Below are 17,598 nucleotides of genomic sequence, written 5' to 3' on the forward strand. Positions count from 1 at the left end.
GAGAGTCTCGCGCTTTCTTTGGCGTCGTTCTCTTCTATAACCGACTCAGAGCAGCAGCTGAGCTTTTGAGATTCAACAAACATATGATACGTACGTCATATGTCAACCTTCTCATCTTTCTTCCGAACAAGCGCTCTATGTTACTGAGCACTTGGACTCGCGGTGAATTGAGACTTCACCGGATCATTCGGAAACATACAGTTCCAAGGGAACAGTCTCTCTATTCAACAAGCAGAAATAACAAGCATGGTGCCCTTGTCATGGTGTGGAGCGGGCAACGTGTCAGGAGAGAGTTCGCACACCGAAGCTAATGCTCGGCTGCAGTCCGTGGCAGGGCGCGGAAACTGGGTCGCTAGGAATGTTAGTTGGCTGAAGTCGTTCATGAGAATTATTCTGGGAGTAGTCTGGCTGATCGACGGCTACCTCAAGTTCTCGCCGGGACTGGTCGACTCCTTCCCGGCTCTGATCAAATCAGAGGGCCAACCATCATGGCTTCAGCCCTGGTTCAACTTTTGGGCCACCGTCACATCAGCCAATGCTGCACCGTTCGTCTACAGTATTGGGACGTTGGAGCTGGCTCTCGGTGCGGCATTAGTCTTAGGTTTCATGCGAAAAATTACCTACTTCAGCGGTATGGTTCTCAGCCTATTGATATGGGCCATTCCTGAAGGCTTTGGAGGACCGTACGGCCCCGCATCCACTGATGTCGGGACAGGAGTGATCTACAGTTTCCTATTCCTTTCGCTTATCATCATAAACACCATTTCCGGTCCCAGCAAATACTCCCTGGACTTTCTGATAGAACGGAGAAATCCCTCCTGGAAACGGATTGCTGAATTTGGGTAGGAAGAGAACGCAAGAGCTGGATGCCTATAGCGCGGGCAAAATTTGAACTGAACGTCTCGAGGTCAATTATGACATAAGTTATAACATGGGGGTCAATCGTCCGGTATCCCGTGCCAAGGATTGATTGACTACGTACAGCTTTTGCTGTTAGGCGCCATTGCCGGCTTCACGATCTTTCTCGGCCTGCCCTTGGCGATCCTCCAAAATGTGAGCCCGCGCAAGAAAGGTTTCCTCAACGCCCTATCAATCGGAATCCTGCTATTCCTCGTAATTGACGTGTTTAGCCACGCATGGAACACCGCGTCATGCGTTGCATCTAGCGCCTTTACAGGAAGTGGTGCAACATGCGTAGCATCAAGCCCTGTTGCGGTAACCTGGTCCCGTGCTGATGCCATCATGGATCTCCTTGCTGTCTTCGGAGGACTCGCGCTAGGACTGTTGGGCCTCGTCGCCTACGAGGCGAAATACATGGCAAAAGCCCCTCCTATTGTAAAGGCACGTTTGCAGAACGGACCCGAAACTGCTCGGCTAAGCGCCGCTGAGCAGGCCCAACAGATCCAGATTCTACAGGAACATCACCCCTACAGGCTTGCAATGATGATAGCGATCGGCATAGGAGCTCACAACTTCAGCGAAGGCCTAGCAGTCGGCCAATCCTACGCTGCGGGATCAGTCGGGCTAGCCCTGCTGCTCATTGTTGGCTTTGGTGCTCACAACACCACGGAAGGTTTCGGCATAGCGGGTCCTCTAGCTGGACTCATCAAGAGGCCCACCGCGCGCTTCCTAGCCGTTGCCGGTCTGGTTGGCGGGGGTCCTACGTTTGTAGGAACGGTGGTGGGAAGTTTGTGGACATCCGTGTTTACTTACGTGCTCTTCTTGAGCCTTGCTGGCGGTGCCATCCTCTACGTTTCAATGTTGATGTACAACTCGGGAAGAAAACAGACAACCAATCAGATCCTCATGATAGGAATATTCGTTGGGTTGTGCGCCGGCTTTCTTACTGATTTGATGGTAACCCTGGGAGGAGCCTAGGGAAGATATTCTTTCATAACCGATCAATTATGGCCAGAGCAACCAGATCGCACGCAAGCCGCGTCGGGTCCCGAGCTCAGTCCTCTGAAATTGGCACGCCAATTATCCTTGACGGGGCCCCGTCTCCGTTCTGAAGCTTGATGGGCATGCAAATCATCAGGATTCTCTTTCCAACGAACTGTTTGATCGTGCGGCTCAGGGATTCGATGATGAAGATCCCGTTGCCAAGAAGAGTCTTATGCGCGACTGGAGCTTCAGCATGAAATTTCTCCACGCTCAGAAAATCTATGCCTACCGCGCGGACCTTTTTGGAGACTAGATATTCAGCGGCATCTCCTGCAAGGTAGGTGTAGTTTCGTCGTATTGATTCGTCGTCCCAGCGTTCACTGCACGCGGTATAGATGGCCACAATGTCGTCCTCGGCTACTTTCCCTTCGAGGGACTTGCGGAGGTCCTGAGCTGTGATTCCGCTGCCGATTGGCTTCTTGGACAAGTCTGTCACGTAAGCTTCTCCGACGAGTTTGCTCGGAGGAATCTGATCCACGCCAGCTCCGTTGCGAATGAAGTGTCGGGGAGCGTCGATATGGGTGCCCGTGTGTGAGCCTAGGGTCAATTTGGTCAGGTTCACCCCATCTTTCTCCAGTGTAGCGAAGCTGGCGAAGCTTGGTGATGGATCTCCAGGAAAGATCGGCATCCCGTTGTGAAGCTCGTGAGTCAGGTCAACTGCCCTTTCAAATAAGTACCGCATAGCAGGCCCTCACCTGTGGGACTCCTAATATGTGGAAGGTCTCTGCTCTGGAACCCCTTTACAGTCTTATCATCACCCACGTTCGTGGGGGAGCCGGCCGCAGTATGCGCTGGGAGCCCAGAAAAAAGGAGAAGTTTGAGGAGGCTTAGACTTTGTTGAGGAGGGCCTTTACGACGTCTTCTGGACCCTTGTAGTTACTCTCAGGGAGAGACTTGGCGACAAAGTCCTTGTCGATCGACGGGACGTCCGACATGTTGTTGCAGGCTGCGATGACCTGTGTTTTGTTAGCCGGGTACTTGATGTGGTGCTTGATGTGTTCGAGTTCTGTTTTCAGATTACTCATGCAGTCGAAACGCTGGGCGGTGGATAAGAACCTTCTTTGTGTCTCTCTTCTGGATTTTTCCAGGTAATTTGGTTAACGCGACTATTTGTGAAGTTTTTAGTCTCTAGAGTGACGCTTGATAGCACCACGCAGATCAACGGCTCGAGGTTGACAAAGACGAGTTCGAAACCCAAGACTTTCGATTTTGCCAAGTTGGTTGAGCTGAAGTCGAAGCATAGAGACAAAGGAGTTATCGAGATTCGGGACCATAATTCACATCAATTGGCCACTCTAAAGAGAGAATCACGTTGTAACTGCAACGCAACAAGGTGAATGCTTGAACACCCGTCGATCACGCGCCGTACGCCGTTGTCACTGGGCAGAGGGCGACCCGTTGCTCCTTGCCTATCACGACGAGGAATGGGGCGTCCCCGAGCACGACGGCCGCAAACTCTGGGAGACGCTGATGCTCGAGGGCTTCCAGGCAGGTCTTTCATGGACCATCATTCTTCGCAAACGCGAAGCGTTTCGAAAGGCGTTCAAGAACTTCGATCCGGAGCTGGTGGCCCGTTTTCGCAGAGGAGATGTCGCACGACTCCTGAAAGATCCAGGTATCGTTCGATCTAAGGCTAAGATCGAGGCGACAATCGGCGGCGCTCGCGCCTATCTTGCGATGCAAGCTGCACGGAACGATTTCTCGACCTTCATCTGGGAGATCGCTGGTGGAAAACCAATTCAGAATATCGGTCACGTACCCACTAAGACTCCACTCTCTGAGGAAATATCCAAAGTATTGAAGAAGCTAGGATTCAAGTTTGTAGGTCCTGTTATCGTCTATGCGTGGATGCAAGCGATAGGGATCGTCAACGATCACGCGGTGGACTGCTTCCGTCGAAACGTGGTTCAAAAATTGGGGTCAACTTAAGGAGTGGGCGATGCGTGTCGGGGGAAATCTTAGGTTCGCCTATCTTTATTAGTATCCACTAAATCTCACTAGTACGAGTATCCCACTCAACCGGTGAAGTCTTACAATGCGGTTTCCATGGAAGGGCAGCGCGAAGCCGCAACAGCAGGTCTTGGTTGAAGCGCCCGTCCAGCAAACGAGAACAGGAGTTTCGCTGCGTAGTTTCGTTCTATGGCTTGGACCCGCACTCATGGTATCTATAGCGTACATGGACCCAGGCAACTACGGCACCGATATCGCAGCCGGGGCGGGCTTCAAGTACGATCTCCTCTGGGCCGCCTGGCTTGCAGGAGGCATGGCCATGCTCCTGCAGTACCTTTCCGGCAAACTCGGAATCGTCTCCGGCTACTCGCTCCCTGAACTAGTCAGGAAATCGCTTGTAAAGCGCAGATACGTCATCCCGTACTGGCTCGCGGCCGAGGCCGCGGCAGCAGCCACCGACTTGGCAGAGTATCTAGGAACTGTAATCGGTCTCAATCTGCTTTTCGGTATCCCTCTTCTCTACGCGTCAGTATTCGGTGCGCTCGATGTCATCCTCTTGCTCAGCATGATGGGGAGAAGATTCCGCCTAATCGAGCAATACTTCGCGATGCTGATAAGCATCCTCGTCATAGGCATCCTCTACAACTTGGCGGTAGTAAAACCCGATTTGACACAAATCGGGTATCATTCCGTGGTACCGCTCGCGTCCAGCAACGCCGCCTTCTTGATCGTGGTTGGAATGATCGGCGCAACAGTGATGCCGCACGCGCTGTTTGTCCACTCTTGGCTTTCGAAGAACAAAATGGATCTGTTGGGACGCAAGAATAACGGGGGAAACCTAGGCACTTCAATCACGGATTCTATGAAAGCATCCAATCATCACCCATATTCAACGGAGGAAATAAGGAGAACGAACAGGTTTCATCTCAAGGAAACTGTCCTAGCTCTGGCTATTGCGTCTGTGGTCAACGTGGGAATAGTCCTTATCGCTATACCGCTTTATCCGAACGCCAACGTCACGTTCCCCGATTTTGTCCGCGAAATCGGTCAGATGTTCGGGCCGACGATCGCCATCATCTTCATTCTGACGCTGCTTGCATCGGGGCTTTCATCGTCCGCGCTTGGAACAATAGCGGGACAGGTGATAATGGAGGGGCTAATTGGGAAACACTGGAATGTTTGGGCAAGACGGATAGTTACGAGATTCATCAATGTGTTTCCGACCACGTTCGCGATACTGCTTGGGTTCGATCCGCTGCTCCTTCTTGTTTACAGTCAGGTGATTCTGAGTCTAATGATTCCCCTTCCGATGATACCGCTCGTCTACTATACATCAAAGAAGAAGTTCATGGCAGGGTTCGTCAATAGAAGAACTACGATCGTCCTAGCGATAGTTACTGTCGCAGTTATCTTGGCTTTCAACAGCTTCCTACTCTACGCCATATTCACCCCATAGTCGATAGCCCCTTTCGCCGGGCAAATTGGTCAGTCGTCCGCCCTGATTATCTCTGGTTCGGTTTGTCTAGCTGACCATTCTTTCTACCTCTATGGTGCACTTGGTAGCGATTCCTGCGATGACGCCAATTGCGGCAAGCCAAGGCGCTAAGGCCAAGGTCGCGACAGCACCAGCTGCTCCCCACGTAAGAGGAATGGACAGGACTACCTTTCCCTTATCATCCTTGATGATCACCCTTTTCACACTTGCATCTCTAGTTAGTTCCTTGAATTTTTCGAGGAGTTTTTCAGATGAGACTTGGAAGACGTCTTTCTTGAGCCCAACCTGGGCTCCACAGGACAAACAGAACTTCGCGCCCACGGGCAGTTCAGTCCCGCACTCGAGACATCTAACCATTTTTCGAGCTCGGGCTGCAGAGTGTTAACGCGCATCTAAATAGCTTGATGGGGAGTATCAGGTCAGGGAAGAAAGCGTTGGCAATGAGTTCTATAGGAAAGCAGAGTCCTAGACATGAGTCAGGCTTGCGTTTCCAAAGAATATTAGTTGCAGTCGACGGGTCTGAAGGCTCGTCGAGAGCCTCAGAAGTCGCCGTAGATTTAGCCGCGAAATTCGACGCTCAATTCTTCGTCCTAAACGTATTCCGAGACTACCCCGAGTACATGACCGTATTTCCCTCCGCTCCAGCTCCTTCTGGAGAGGCAATCCAGGCCTACCAAGCGAATGCAAGAAAGGCCGCTTTGGAAGTAGTCAGACGAATAGCCGCTATGGCCGAGAAAAAAGGCGTCAAGGCGAAGCCTCAAACTAGCGAAACCATCGGCTCCATTGTTCAAGTAATTACGGACTACGCGTCCGGCGAAAAGATCGACCTAATTGTAATGGGGACTCGAGGAATGGGAGGCTTCAAGAGGATGCTGCTTGGAAGCGTCTCGAGTGGTGTTGTCACTCACGCTCATTGCCCCGTTCTGGTTGTAAGGTGAGACCTCGCGCTTGAGTCCAATACCGAAAGTCTCAACTCCGTTGCCCGTTTACATCGTGGGTCTCGAAATTAATGATGTCGAGTCCTCCCTGGCCGAAACAAAATTCCAAAGATCAATAGAATCTCTCAGCCACGTCTACCCCGAGATTTGGGAGGCGAGAGCCACTGTCAAGACTTTCTCCAAAGGAAAAGCGAGGAGGCATTTCGAGGTTCACGTAATGATACGAATGCCCAAGGACCAAGTCGAGTTCAGAGAAGAGGGCTGGTCCATCGAGGAGGTCTTCGAAAACATAGGATTGAAAATAAAGAGGCTCATGACAAAACCCCGCGACAGCCCGTCCCGACGCCGTCTCCCGGCAAGAGCCGAGAGAGCAATCGCCAGATTCTAGACAATCAAGCAAGTAACCTAAAGCCTCTAGGGAAACCCTATCTTCCAACCGCCTATCACATCGGATTCTTCCAATGCCCTCCACCCCAAGAAGGCAGCGAGCCGAGCCAACCCTGAACGTTCGAGACCCAAACAGAGTGCTCGATCTCAAGGAATTCTATCCGTCTCGATCTAACGACACTCGCAAGGGCGACTTCGGCAAGGTTGTCGTTTGCGGAGGGAGCGATCGCTACGCTGGTTGCCTAGCATTCAATTCCCTAGCAGCCTTGCGAGCCGGGGCGGACCTTGCAATAGTTGTCGCGCCAAGACGAGCCGCGGATATCGTCGCAGCATATTCTCCTGATCTGATAACGGTGCCCTGCGATTCGCCCTTTCCAGATCCCAACATCACGCTCAAGTTGCTCGAAAACGCCGACGCACTCGTCATAGGCTGTGGGGTTGCCAGGACCGCCGAATCGCACAGGGCATTACTAGATATTATCCGAGGTTGCAAGACACCGATGGTTTTGGACGCCGAAGCACTACACGCCCTGGCCGTCAACGCCGGGTCAATCAAAGGAAAGAAAACACTCTTGACACCAAACGCAGGAGAATACGAAGTTCTCTCCGGAAAACCCTGGCCGCCAACCGCCGACGCGAGAAAAATGGCCGTCAGAGCTCTGGCAAATCAGTACAATGCAGTTGTGATCGTAAAGGGGGCTCCCGACATCGTTTCGGATAGCGAGCAAAACTACATTGACCCTAGAGGTTCTCCATACATGACAAAAGGAGGATATGGCGACTTGCTCGCAGGGGTTGCAGGCGCACATCTCGCAAGAGGCAGAGCCCCACTAGACGCGGCAAGAATAGCGGCTTACATAGTTGGGAAAGCGGGAGAACTCGCCTCAGCGAAATTTGGCGAGAGCACTTTGGCAAGCGATGTCTTGAGTTTCTTCTCCTCGGCGATTCGTTCTCGCTAAGGGAGCGACAGGATTGTCCAGAAAACGAACCCTATGTGAGAATTTGAGATGCTTTCCCTCTCGCCAATGTGAATCGCAAACGAGACTCTAGGACAAGCCTAAGAAAGGCTGGCTGAGTCAAAAGGGCCAGCTAATGTCGCTTAACATCGGTAGAGTAATCGGAATTCCGGTCAGAATCCATTACACTCTTTGGCTTGTCCTTCTATTGATCGCTTGGTCGGTTGCAGATGGCTATCTGCCTCAGAACTTAGATCTTGCGACTCGCTGGGCTGTCGGGATCGTTTCGGCGGTCGTATTGTTTGTCTCAGTCTTCCTCCACGAGCTCTCGCATTCCTACATCGCTAAGAAAAACGGGCTCCCGATAGCGAGGATCACATTGTTCTTTTTCGGCGGAGTCTCAGAAATGAGTGAGGAGCCGAAGGATCCAGATTTAGAGGTTCGTATGGCAGCTGCGGGACCGCTGACAAGTTTTCTGATCGCAATTATCCTAGGCGGTCTTTGGTATCTGAACGTCCTCTTGAGTGCGCCAGTCCCAGTCACTGCGACCCTGAAGTACACAGCATACCTTAACGGGGTCCTCGGCGCGTTCAACTTAATCCCAGCTTTTCCCCTTGACGGGGGCAGAGTACTTCGGGGAAGTCTCTGGAAAAGGTCCAAGAACCTAGTCGGCGCTACGGCGAATGCTACTCGAGTAAGCGAGGCTATCTCTTTAGTGATGATGGCGGTCGGACTGTTCTACGTCATCTTCGGCGACTTTGTCAATGGATTATGGATCATCTTTCTAGGATGGTTCATCCGGTCAGGAGCAGAAACAAGTTTGAGACAGACCAGACTGACAGAGGCTCTAGCCGGAGTCAGGGTTGGAGACATTATGACGCGAGATCTTCTATCCGTCGCACCGGACACGTCAGTCCAACAGCTCGTCTCCGACTACTTCCTCGTCCATCCCCACGGAGGATACCCTGTCGTCTCGAACGGGAAGTTGCTGGGGGTCGTCACCATGTCGTCTGTCCGATCGATTCCGCGCGAGAAGAGAGAGATTGAGAGAGTTAGCCAGGCAATGGTCCCGTTCGAACGAACCATAATAGTAAATCCGAACACATCAGCACTTGACGCCCTTCACATAATGGCCAAGAATGCGGTGGGAAGGTTGCTCGTGATGGATGAGGATAGAATCGCCGGGATCGTCACGCGTGGAGATCTGATGAAAACGATGCGCGCAAGACAAGAACTTGGATTGTAGGATTCAACTCAGTCACCCTTATAGTTCTGTGACCAAGTAAAGGCGCTGGCAACCTACTTAGTCAGCTGGAACTATTAGGTATATATCATCGACCTGAAATCAAACGCAGGACGAAACAATGGTTACAGCTGCGGTAACGCGTAAGACATGGAGTCAAGAGTGGTAGCCAGCATGGACACATCAGCCCCCTCGAGCGGACCGATGTTGGAGAGTCCCCCAGTTAGGGATCTGCCTCCGTTACGCAATGTCATTTTGATAATTGCTGGACTGATGACCGGAATGCTGCTCGGAGCAATCGACCAGACAATAGTTGCGACAGCAGGTCCAACCATCATCTCAGACCTAGGAGGAATAAGCCTCTACGCCTGGGTCTTCAGCGCCTACATCCTCACCCAAACGGTCTCAATGCCAATCTTCGGCAAGCTATCCGATCTCTATGGAAGGAAAAAATTCTTCCTTCTCGGACTTGTCATATTCATCACGGGCTCGATCCTATCAGGCGCCGCCCAGAATATCAATCAACTAATCGTATTCAGGGCGATCCAGGGCATCGGAAGCGGAGCATTCTTTCCAGTTGCTCTAGCTGTAATCGGTGTCGTATTTCCACCCCGCCTCCGAGGAAGAGTACAAGGAGTATTCGCAACCGTCTTTGGCATCGCAGCGGTAGTAGGACCCTCAGCCGGCACCTTCATTGTACAAACGCTGAACTGGAGGTGGATATTCTACGTCAATCTGCCTCTCGGAATCGCTTCAGTATTCCTAATTCTGTTCGGGTTGAGTGAGTCAAGAAACATTGGAATGAAATCGGTGATAGATTGGCTCGGAATAGTTCTGTTGACAGGCTGGGTCGGGTTTCTCAGCTTCGGGTTCCTAAGCGGAGGTTCAACATTTCCTTGGTACTCGGTCGAGGAGACCGCCACATTTCTCGGTGCCGGAGCACTGTTTGTGGCTTTCATATTCGTTGAGAGAAGGTCCGAGGACCCGGTTCTTCCACTAGACCTCTTCAAGACTCGGACAGTCTCCGCCGCTTCGGCCGTCTCTTTTCTGAGAGGGGTCGCTTTTTTCGGAGCTGTGACCTTCATCCCGCTCTTCGTTCAAGCCGGGATGGGTAGACTCATTGGCGATGGTAGCCTTGTCCTGAATGCTCTCCTCATACCTATGATTGTGGGGGCAATTCTCGGAGGACAGTTGAGCACGCGCATAGGCTACCGAAACATCACGGTCGGAGGCCTCGGAATAATGACCATAGGAATGTACCTGATGACATTCCTTAGCTCCACCGTGGCGCTCACGCAGTTGATGACAGCGGCCGCAATAATGGGCTTCGGAGTGGGCGTAACCTTTCCAACCGTTCTGATCGCAATCCAGTTCTCCGTAGATAGAAAGAGAATTGGCGTCGCATCATCTCTCTCCCAGTTCATGGGGAACCTAGGCGGCACGATAGGGCTTGCGATTCTCGGCACCCTTCAGACAAACGTCTTCGGAACACGGCTGACCCAGTCAAATGCGCAGATACCACTGCAGTTGAGCAACCCCAGTTTCATAGGTCGGATCTTAGTCGAGCCGAACAATGCGATCTTCGCGACTTACCATATCCCGACTGCAACCATCCAAGTCCTTAGAAACGCGTTTGTTCAGTCTGTCATCCCTGTCTTCTGGGCGAGCCTGGCAGTATGCTTAGGTGCCCTTGTTGTGGGCCTTTTCGTAACGGGCTCGTTCAAGATGCAAGTAGCCGCTCAGAACGCTCGGGCAATGGCTCCGATTGCGTCACCTGCAGATCCAGATACTCCCCCGAGAGTAAAGGTTCCAAATCAACAAACCTGAGAATAGAGGTCCGAGCTCGAGGAAACAGCAACACGCTCCTAAGACCTAGCTTATCGGGATTCCGGTTACTTAGCTCGGGCTAGTGGGCGGAGTTTTTCTTCTCTGATCCTTTCTGCGCCAGCAATGTCCTGCTTGTCCCACCTTTTCACCCATTCGGCGAGGTCGCCGAGAAGAGCACGCAATTCCATACCTTTCTTGGTAAGGGAATATTCAACTCTTGGCGGAGTTTCGGGGTAGACTTTTCGCTCGATGATCTTTCTCTGGTCAAGCTCGTTCAGTCTCTCAGCTAGGCTGGTGGCGCTTATGCCCTGTATCCTTCTTTTCAGCTCGTTGAATCTTGCCGGCTCCTTGAGGCCGAGTGCATGTATCACTGGAAGGGTCCAGACTTTCGTAAGATCGTTCCAGGCAGAATGTAGAAGCTTGCATTCTTCGGTCTGCTCTTTTGTTATGTCTTGGTTAACCACGCTTGACTTACTCAACTAACTAATACCCACTTAGTTTGCCTGGACTACCAAGTATATAAGCGTGACCGACCCATAGATCGCTCAGACATGATGCGACACAAAGACGGTGTCAGAGGGTTCACCGAGAGAGAATACCGATACCTAATGGAGAGAAGCCTCGCAAGAATCGCGTTCGTCTGCGAGGACTCCCAGCCTCACATCGTCCCCGTGATCTATGAATTCGACGGACGCTACCTCTACCTGAGCGGCTGGAACCTACAATATAGCCCGCGATTCCAGGACCTGGCCGAAGAGAAAATCACACTCCTCGTTGACGACTTGGAGTCAGCCAACCGACTAATCCCACGTGGGATAGAGGTCACGGGGCTTGTTGAAACAAAAGAGAAAGATGAGAAGCTGTATCTGAGAATCACGCCAGTAGGGAAGACCAGTTGGGGACTCTAAACATGACAACAACTCTATCCGCTCTTGAAAACCAAGTTACCGAAGCAGTCGAACGCCTGAGCGAGAGCGTGGTCAGCATTGACAGCGTTCGAGTAACTCGAGACTTCCGCTACGGTCTCGTACCGGTCGAAGGAAAAGGCTCCGGACTGATAATCGACCGCAAAGGATACGTCATAACCAACAACCACGTGATCGACGGCGCAACAAGGGTACAGGTTCACCTGAAAGATGGTAGAACCTTCCTAGGCGAAGTCGTCGGATCGGACTCCTCCACAGACATTGCAGTAATCAAACTAGACGCCGACAACCTTCCAGCAGCCAGCCTAGGCGACTCGGAGCACCTGAAGGTTGGGCAAATCGCCCTCGCGATAGGCAACACCCTCGGGCTACAAGGTGGACCAACAGTCTCTATGGGCGTCGTAAGCGCGCTAGGACGCCCGTTACCCGGAACAGACTTCATCTTCGAAGGTCTGATCCAAACCGATACTGCCATCAACCCTGGAAATAGCGGCGGACCACTCGCCGACATAGGTGGAAACGTCATCGGAATGAACACAGCCATGATTCCATTCGCCCAAGGAGTAGGCTTCGCAATCCCCGTCAACACAATGAAATGGGTCGTAGGGCAGATCCTCGAAAAAGGACGAGTCGTCCGACCATGGCTCGGAATCTCCGGAGCCAACATGAACCAGGCAATCGCCCGAAGATACGACCTCCCAGCAGCCTCCGGGGTCCTGGTGGTCGAAGTGGACTCGCGAGGACCGGCTTACGAGGCTGGAATGCGGGTCGGTGACGTGATAATCCAAATTGGATCTCATTCGGTCAAGCAGATGAAGGACATCCTGATGGCACTATCGAAGCTTTCCATAAAGGAGGAGGTTGAGGTGGGCTTCATACGGCTAAACGCAAAACGAAAAGCTTTACTGAGATTGAAGGAATCACCTATAGCAGTGTCCGCGTCGAGGCAAGAGTAGAGCAATAGCATGGCCAGCCTGATCGATCTCAGCCAGATAGTCAACCTCGTCTACTTCGCCTCATTCTTCCTCATCTTCTTCTACGGACAACGTCTTCAGGTACAGTGGCAACTTGTTAGCGTCAAGCGAAGCCTCGGAAAACTCGAGAGGAGTAAGACTGCCGCGCGCCAGAAATTTGTCGACTCGATATCCCGATTCCAGATGGACAAGAAGACAGTCGAAACCAAACTCGACAGGTTAAACAATTCATTCACGATAACACCGGTAAGCCTCGATCCCTCTGGAATTGTAGGAAAACTCGAACACGTTCTGGACACCTATGATGATCATTTGAAAATGGAAGTCAAGGCCATCGCGCCGAATGCGACAGAATCCGATGTGAACACGCTTAGCAACCAGCTTGAGATCTCGATCGGCTTGGACGGTATGTTCCGGCTTGTGCGCCACTTTTACCTACTGGCAAAGAAGACCGGTGGAATAATAGCCCTTGCCCAGCTTCAGATGGCTCTTCCGATGATAATGGAAGAGGCTGAAGCCTACGGTGCGGCAATTGACGCTTTCGCCAAAGCCGAGCCCATAGGCGACGGAGTCGGACCACTCGTAGTAAGTCAGATTGTGGCCGGACGACAAGGCAACGAGCTGATCAAAGACACGATGGTCTACGATGTCGACTTTGAGGGTCGGCGAGTTTGGGTCGTCCGTGCAAAAGGTCCGGGTGGGAATGTCGGAAAGCCTGGTCTTGTTGTCGAGAAACTGGTCCAGGAATCGGGGCCAATAAGTCTTGTCGTCACTGTTGATGCAGCCTTAAAATTTGAAGGCGAGCCGAGTGGAGACGTGGCGGAAGGGATTGGTGCCGCGATTGGCGGTCCTGGCACAGAACGATATCACATCGAGGCCAGCGCATCGAAGAACCAGATTCCTCTCCTAGCAGTAGTTGTGAAAATGTCTTCCAAGGAGGCAATATCTGGGATCACGCCTTTGATCAAGACTGGGGTTGACGCTGCAGTCACTCGAGTCCAGAATGAGATCAGATCTAAGTCCAAGCCGGGCGACAGCATCATCTTGGTTGGTGTCGGCAACACCATCGGCGTCGCATAAGGCGACCACCCAACATTGTCATCTTCTCCGATTTCCACTACAGCGGACAAGCTATCGCTCTTCACGGATGAGAAGACTATCTGCGTCGAAACCTACCGGAAAACCGGAGTGGCCGTCCGAACACCTGTCTGGTTCGTCGAGGAAAACGGAGAACTACTTGTTAGATCTGATTCCAAGAATGGTAAGATCAAGCGAATCAGAAACAATCCGAAGGTTCGTGTAGCCCCTTGCACCTTTGGCGGGTCACTGAAAGGGGACTGGGTCGATGGGGAGGCTAGACTGTTAGGACGTGAGCAATCCGAGCATGTGTTCAGTCTGCTCAAAAAGAAGTATGGACTATCTTACCGATCGGTGAGATTGATGCAATGGGTCGTCGGCGTGTTTTCTTGGCATAAGGCCAAGCCGGTCGGTCTAGCGATCCGGACGACATCCTGACACGATTATCCATAGCTAAGAAGCGCATGGTTTGAAGATTGTCTAAAACATCCAAAGCAAAGGCCGATAGGCATAAGGACGATGTGTATCCATGGGATCGTGTTCGGGGACAGGCGATCAATTGCTGTTACTGTAAGGCTGAATGCCTCTGGGTTGTCTGCAAGGAATGTAGCGAGCTGATCGCGCAGGGCAAGCCGCCACGAACTCCAGTATACCGTCCTCCTAAGAGAGGGTTGATTCGTCGTCACACGTTCGGGGGCGAAGTCCGATAAGGGTCAGCTGAATCCCCATTTTTCAGCCCTGATCCCGATTCTGGGAGGTTGGCGAACAAACCCCGCTCTCTCGTTCGGTCAAAACCGGGATAATTCCTAAGCCGTCAAGCACAAAACCCGCCGTGATCGGCCAGGTCTGAAGAAGAATCCTCGTTGCAAGGCTGAGACGAGTCCCCAACTGGTACTTATCCACGCTTCCCAACTCCCTATTGCCCCTCTCACAACAACTACGAATCATCCCGTGAAGCCTTGGAAGAGAACTCTTCTCTAGTAGCCGGGGGGTGCTAGAAAATGCGGGAGACGATCCTTCATGCCGGGTCAGGGGACCAATCAGCCAAAACATCCTGATCCTTAACAGAAACACCACGAAGGATCATTATGACAGCAGACCGCCGGTATTCACTACCAGACAAGAGACGCTTTAGGAAAAGGGGTATGTGTTGAAAGTCTTACGGCGCAGGTTCGAGGTCTAGCGGAATTCCCACTGGCGCGAACAATAAGTTGAAAGCAGTCTCTGAGCTTGAAGGTCTAAGGCTCGGTGATCTTTATGGCCTGCACCGGGCACTGAATCTCGCATGCCCTGCAGAAGATACAGTCCTGTTCCCGAGCCGGGTCAGCTTTCCAGTTCGCCAATGGTGCCTTTCCACTGTCATTGGTAACGCCCTTGTCCATCTTCTCCTGTTCCCCTGGAAGCTCCATCCTGTCGAACACGTTGACCGGACATACGGTTATGCAGATACCGTCGGCGATGCAAATGTCAAAGTCCACACCCACATTGCTCCCGTGAACCCCGTATTCCTTGCTCACTCCGTTCTTGTAGAGGACCTTGTGTCCTGAATGCTGCTCCTTCGTAGGCCACTGGTTTGGAAAACTCGCATCCTCTATGAGCTTCCGAACGTTTCCTTCCGCCAAAGGTGAATCCTTCCTCATGAGCCCCTGTTAACGACATATAAAACCGTTGAATGGGTTCTGTCAAGTTTCTCGCTGGTTGAATCATGGCTTGACTTCGGGGCATCGACTCCGGGGATTACCGTAGGCGTCGGGTTCCCCTTCACTGCTTCAACTGCCCTGCCTTGTGCCTCTAGGATGATGGGAGGCCGGGAACGTGCGGACCTCACCCGTCCCCGCCGAGACAAGTTAATAGCTGCAACCATGTCCCGGTCCATTACTACTCGACATTTACCGCACCAGAGTTTCCGGATCAGTCTCTTGTCCGATTGGAGTCTCTCCCCGCATCTCGGACAGACGGCACTCGTACCTCTAGTCTCGCTTCTGCTCAGACGAATAATTGGCAATCCTACCCACCGGGACTTGTATACTAGCTGGCGTTGAGCCTCACCATAGCTCCAGCCGTTCATCCGGTGCCTCCATCTTGGACCCAGGCCGCTACCCCTACGGTAAAGACGTCGGATACCCTCGATGTTCTCAAGGACAATAGCCTCTCTACGCTTGAAGGCGTCGACCACTACAGCTTTCGTTGTGTTGTGGAGGATGTGCTGGGTGCGGTTGTGTCTTCGCCGGCCATATTTTGGACTAAGTTTTTCTCTGATCCTGTCATCGTCACGCCTGAACGAACTTATGATCCTTCTCGTCGTGTCGGCGATCTTCACTGTGTATGAAAGATCATATTGTACCACTCGGTCCTGATTGCCTACGGTTAGGTTACGCAGGTTTCTATCCACGCCAATCGTTCTGTTGCACTCAACTTCCTCTACTTCCCTCGACATACAAAAAGCTAGACTCGTTTCGGTAAGGGGAAACGATCGAACATTTAGCAAAGGGTCGGAGAGGATCTGGACGACGTGGGGAGTTAGCGGGATAAGTTCGAACTTCTTCTCGCCGAGAGGAATTCTAAGATATCCATCTTCTATCTTGAATCCATAGCAGGAGATGAGAGCACGCCTGGACATGTAAGGTGTCTTTGTCGGATAACCTCGCCTAGTTGACTTTTTTCTCGAAGCGAGGATACCAGCGGCCTTGGACATAGCGGTGAGACGATAGATGGAGGGGCTGCTGTACCGCTTGAGGGACGTGTATGTGAAGAAGGAGAGTCGCTTCAGAGACGATGCGTCTTTCTCAAGTCCGATCCTAATCGAATCATTGACCATGCACCGGAAGATCTCGAGTAACTCATTTACCCTTGGACTGGGCCGATAACGTTGTTTCACAGACTTTACAGCAAGCAAGACAACCTAAGCGATTAGGATCGAGACATTTTGTTGGAGAGTCGAGTGTAAGTGAACGCCCTGCCAACGTTGAATGCAAATTGAACGTGACACAGCGTTCCCGTTCCACTTCCTATCGAAGAGGAATAATCGAAATCCCTGTTGAACGGGAGGCCTTCACAGTCCCGGAGAGGCTAATTCACTGTTACAACATGCGTATCCGCGCGACCTCGGCCACGCTATCTTCCAGGCCATTGACTTGCGTACTCAGATCTCGACGGTATTCCATGAAACAGTAAACGAATGCTTCCGAAATGCACTGGAAGGCATGGGCCCGACGGTACGCGATGTCATCTATGACCTTCTTGCGAAGAAAGGAATTGAGCAACCGGAAATTTCTTCACGCTTCGACGATGTTGTTGTAGTCCTGATGGACTCTCTCGGAGCAAGCGCTCGAGTGCTCATCTACCGGACGATGACATTGTTATGTCAGGAATACCAGGTCAGGGCGGACTTCACCTATCAAGACTCTCTGAGAGACAGAATGGTCCAGCTCAAAGATCGGGTGGTCGCGGACCATCTTTATCCGAAGCGCGTGCAACGAAACGATCCAGTCTTCTCAACCCCCAACCCTGCTCAGCTCGGTCAAAATCCCAGTGCGACGATTTCCACCGGAAAATGAGTTTATCAAGTTCGGTGTAACAATCAGAACTTAGACTTCTCGAGTTTCCCTGCTTTGCTAAACTGCAGATCCGGCAAGTGTATTCCCTAGGCGAGTATCGGCATTCTCCACGCAGCGCTTCCGTTCCCCTATAGTTCGAAAGTGGTTTAAGACTGGCATCCTAGTGCCGCTCCACGCCGGGATGGCTGAGTGGTTAAAGCGACGGCCTCGAGATCTCAAGTGACAAGGGCCAGGACACGACAGCCGTTGGGCGTCACGCCCTCGTGGGTTCGAATCCCACTCCCGGCGCCTGAAGGTAAGATACAAACAGAACGGTTCGGTATT

The 17,598-nt window shown here is 52.1% G+C and carries 20 protein-coding genes and 1 tRNA gene; 15 read left to right on the forward strand and 6 right to left on the reverse strand.

The window, feature by feature from the left end:
- Window positions 1–279 precede the first annotated feature (279 nt).
- Together VGS11_02640 and VGS11_02645 are read left to right on the forward strand one after the other, a co-directional pair.
- Complete coding sequence (locus VGS11_02640; GenBank protein ID HEV2118995.1) at window positions 280–846, forward strand: DoxX family protein; 567 nt, start codon at window positions 280–282, stop codon at window positions 844–846.
- 120 nt (window positions 847–966) lie between these two features.
- A complete protein-coding gene (locus VGS11_02645; GenBank protein ID HEV2118996.1) occupies window positions 967–1,878 on the forward strand; it encodes a ZIP family metal transporter in 912 nt (303 codons plus the stop codon).
- A gap of 76 nt (window positions 1,879–1,954) precedes the next feature.
- On the opposite strand, the gene VGS11_02650 is transcribed toward VGS11_02645, so the two are convergent.
- The gene (locus tag VGS11_02650) at window positions 1,955–2,626 is read right to left on the reverse strand and encodes a cyclase family protein (GenBank protein ID HEV2118997.1); all 672 of its coding nucleotides are present in this window, start codon (window positions 2,624–2,626) and stop codon (window positions 1,955–1,957) included.
- Between the two features lie 145 nt (window positions 2,627–2,771).
- On the reverse strand, window positions 2,772–2,969 hold the full coding sequence (locus tag VGS11_02655; GenBank protein ID HEV2118998.1) for a hypothetical protein: 198 nt from the start codon (window positions 2,967–2,969) through the stop codon (window positions 2,772–2,774).
- 316 nt (window positions 2,970–3,285) lie between these two features.
- Between VGS11_02655 and VGS11_02660 the strand changes: the two genes are divergently transcribed.
- Together VGS11_02660 and VGS11_02665 are read left to right on the forward strand one after the other, a co-directional pair.
- Entirely contained in the window at window positions 3,286–3,873 is a 588-nt protein-coding gene (locus VGS11_02660) for a DNA-3-methyladenine glycosylase I (GenBank protein HEV2118999.1), read from the forward strand.
- A gap of 106 nt (window positions 3,874–3,979) precedes the next feature.
- Complete coding sequence (locus tag VGS11_02665; GenBank protein ID HEV2119000.1) at window positions 3,980–5,350, forward strand: Nramp family divalent metal transporter; 1,371 nt, start codon at window positions 3,980–3,982, stop codon at window positions 5,348–5,350.
- Between the two features lie 66 nt (window positions 5,351–5,416).
- Here VGS11_02665 and VGS11_02670 read toward each other — a convergent pair whose 3' ends face one another.
- On the reverse strand, window positions 5,417–5,692 hold the full coding sequence (locus VGS11_02670; protein HEV2119001.1) for a DUF4342 domain-containing protein: 276 nt from the start codon (window positions 5,690–5,692) through the stop codon (window positions 5,417–5,419).
- 137 nt (window positions 5,693–5,829) lie between these two features.
- On the opposite strand from VGS11_02670, the gene VGS11_02675 reads away from it, so the two are divergent.
- From VGS11_02675 to VGS11_02695, 5 genes are all read left to right on the forward strand, one after another.
- Window positions 5,830–6,327: a universal stress protein gene (locus VGS11_02675; protein ID HEV2119002.1), complete on the forward strand. Its 498-nt coding sequence runs from the start codon at window positions 5,830–5,832 to the stop codon at window positions 6,325–6,327.
- Window positions 6,328–6,337: 10 nt separating this feature from the next.
- Window positions 6,338–6,715, forward strand: a complete 378-nt coding sequence (locus tag VGS11_02680; protein ID HEV2119003.1) for a hypothetical protein — start codon at window positions 6,338–6,340, stop codon at window positions 6,713–6,715.
- A 73-nt stretch (window positions 6,716–6,788) separates the two neighbouring features.
- Complete coding sequence (locus VGS11_02685; GenBank protein ID HEV2119004.1) at window positions 6,789–7,673, forward strand: NAD(P)H-hydrate dehydratase; 885 nt, start codon at window positions 6,789–6,791, stop codon at window positions 7,671–7,673.
- Between the two features lie 133 nt (window positions 7,674–7,806).
- Complete coding sequence (locus VGS11_02690) at window positions 7,807–8,916, forward strand: site-2 protease family protein (GenBank protein ID HEV2119005.1); 1,110 nt, start codon at window positions 7,807–7,809, stop codon at window positions 8,914–8,916.
- Window positions 8,917–9,063: 147 nt separating this feature from the next.
- Complete coding sequence (locus VGS11_02695; protein HEV2119006.1) at window positions 9,064–10,740, forward strand: MDR family MFS transporter; 1,677 nt, start codon at window positions 9,064–9,066, stop codon at window positions 10,738–10,740.
- 65 nt (window positions 10,741–10,805) lie between these two features.
- Here the strand turns inward: VGS11_02695 and VGS11_02700 are convergent, their stop codons facing one another.
- The gene (locus tag VGS11_02700) at window positions 10,806–11,219 is read right to left on the reverse strand and encodes a helix-turn-helix domain-containing protein (protein HEV2119007.1); all 414 of its coding nucleotides are present in this window, start codon (window positions 11,217–11,219) and stop codon (window positions 10,806–10,808) included.
- Window positions 11,220–11,291: 72 nt separating this feature from the next.
- Here VGS11_02700 and VGS11_02705 point away from each other — a divergent pair, with 72 nt between their 5' ends.
- From VGS11_02705 to VGS11_02720, 4 genes are read left to right on the forward strand one after another with little or no spacing between them, the layout of a single operon-like run.
- The gene (locus VGS11_02705) at window positions 11,292–11,648 is read left to right on the forward strand and encodes a PPOX class F420-dependent oxidoreductase (GenBank protein HEV2119008.1); all 357 of its coding nucleotides are present in this window, start codon (window positions 11,292–11,294) and stop codon (window positions 11,646–11,648) included.
- A 2-nt stretch (window positions 11,649–11,650) separates the two neighbouring features.
- Window positions 11,651–12,622, forward strand: coding sequence for a trypsin-like peptidase domain-containing protein (locus tag VGS11_02710; protein ID HEV2119009.1), 972 nt, complete (start codon window positions 11,651–11,653; stop codon window positions 12,620–12,622).
- A gap of 9 nt (window positions 12,623–12,631) precedes the next feature.
- Window positions 12,632–13,720 (forward strand): DUF1512 domain-containing protein, encoded by a 1,089-nt coding sequence (locus VGS11_02715; GenBank protein ID HEV2119010.1) that lies wholly within the window; start codon window positions 12,632–12,634, stop codon window positions 13,718–13,720.
- A 15-nt stretch (window positions 13,721–13,735) separates the two neighbouring features.
- Complete coding sequence (locus VGS11_02720; protein ID HEV2119011.1) at window positions 13,736–14,155, forward strand: PPOX class F420-dependent oxidoreductase; 420 nt, start codon at window positions 13,736–13,738, stop codon at window positions 14,153–14,155.
- Between the two features lie 800 nt (window positions 14,156–14,955).
- On the opposite strand, the gene VGS11_02725 is transcribed toward VGS11_02720, so the two are convergent.
- Together VGS11_02725 and VGS11_02730 are read right to left on the reverse strand one after the other, a co-directional pair.
- Window positions 14,956–15,357 (reverse strand): 4Fe-4S binding protein, encoded by a 402-nt coding sequence (locus VGS11_02725; protein ID HEV2119012.1) that lies wholly within the window; start codon window positions 15,355–15,357, stop codon window positions 14,956–14,958.
- Entirely contained in the window at window positions 15,354–16,613 is a 1,260-nt protein-coding gene (locus VGS11_02730; protein HEV2119013.1) for a transposase, read from the reverse strand. The genes VGS11_02725 and VGS11_02730 overlap by 4 nt, the downstream gene beginning before the upstream one ends.
- Window positions 16,614–16,851: 238 nt before the next feature.
- On the opposite strand from VGS11_02730, the gene VGS11_02735 reads away from it, so the two are divergent.
- Window positions 16,852–17,274 (forward strand): hypothetical protein, encoded by a 423-nt coding sequence (locus VGS11_02735; protein HEV2119014.1) that lies wholly within the window; start codon window positions 16,852–16,854, stop codon window positions 17,272–17,274.
- Window positions 17,275–17,449: 175 nt separating this feature from the next.
- Window positions 17,450–17,562 (forward strand) — tRNA-Ser (locus VGS11_02740).
- The last annotated feature ends 36 nt before the right edge of the window (window positions 17,563–17,598 follow it).

The sequence above is a fragment of the Candidatus Bathyarchaeia archaeon genome, assembly GCA_035935655.1.
Classification (GTDB): Archaea; Thermoproteota; Bathyarchaeia; order 40CM-2-53-6; family 40CM-2-53-6; genus 40CM-2-53-6.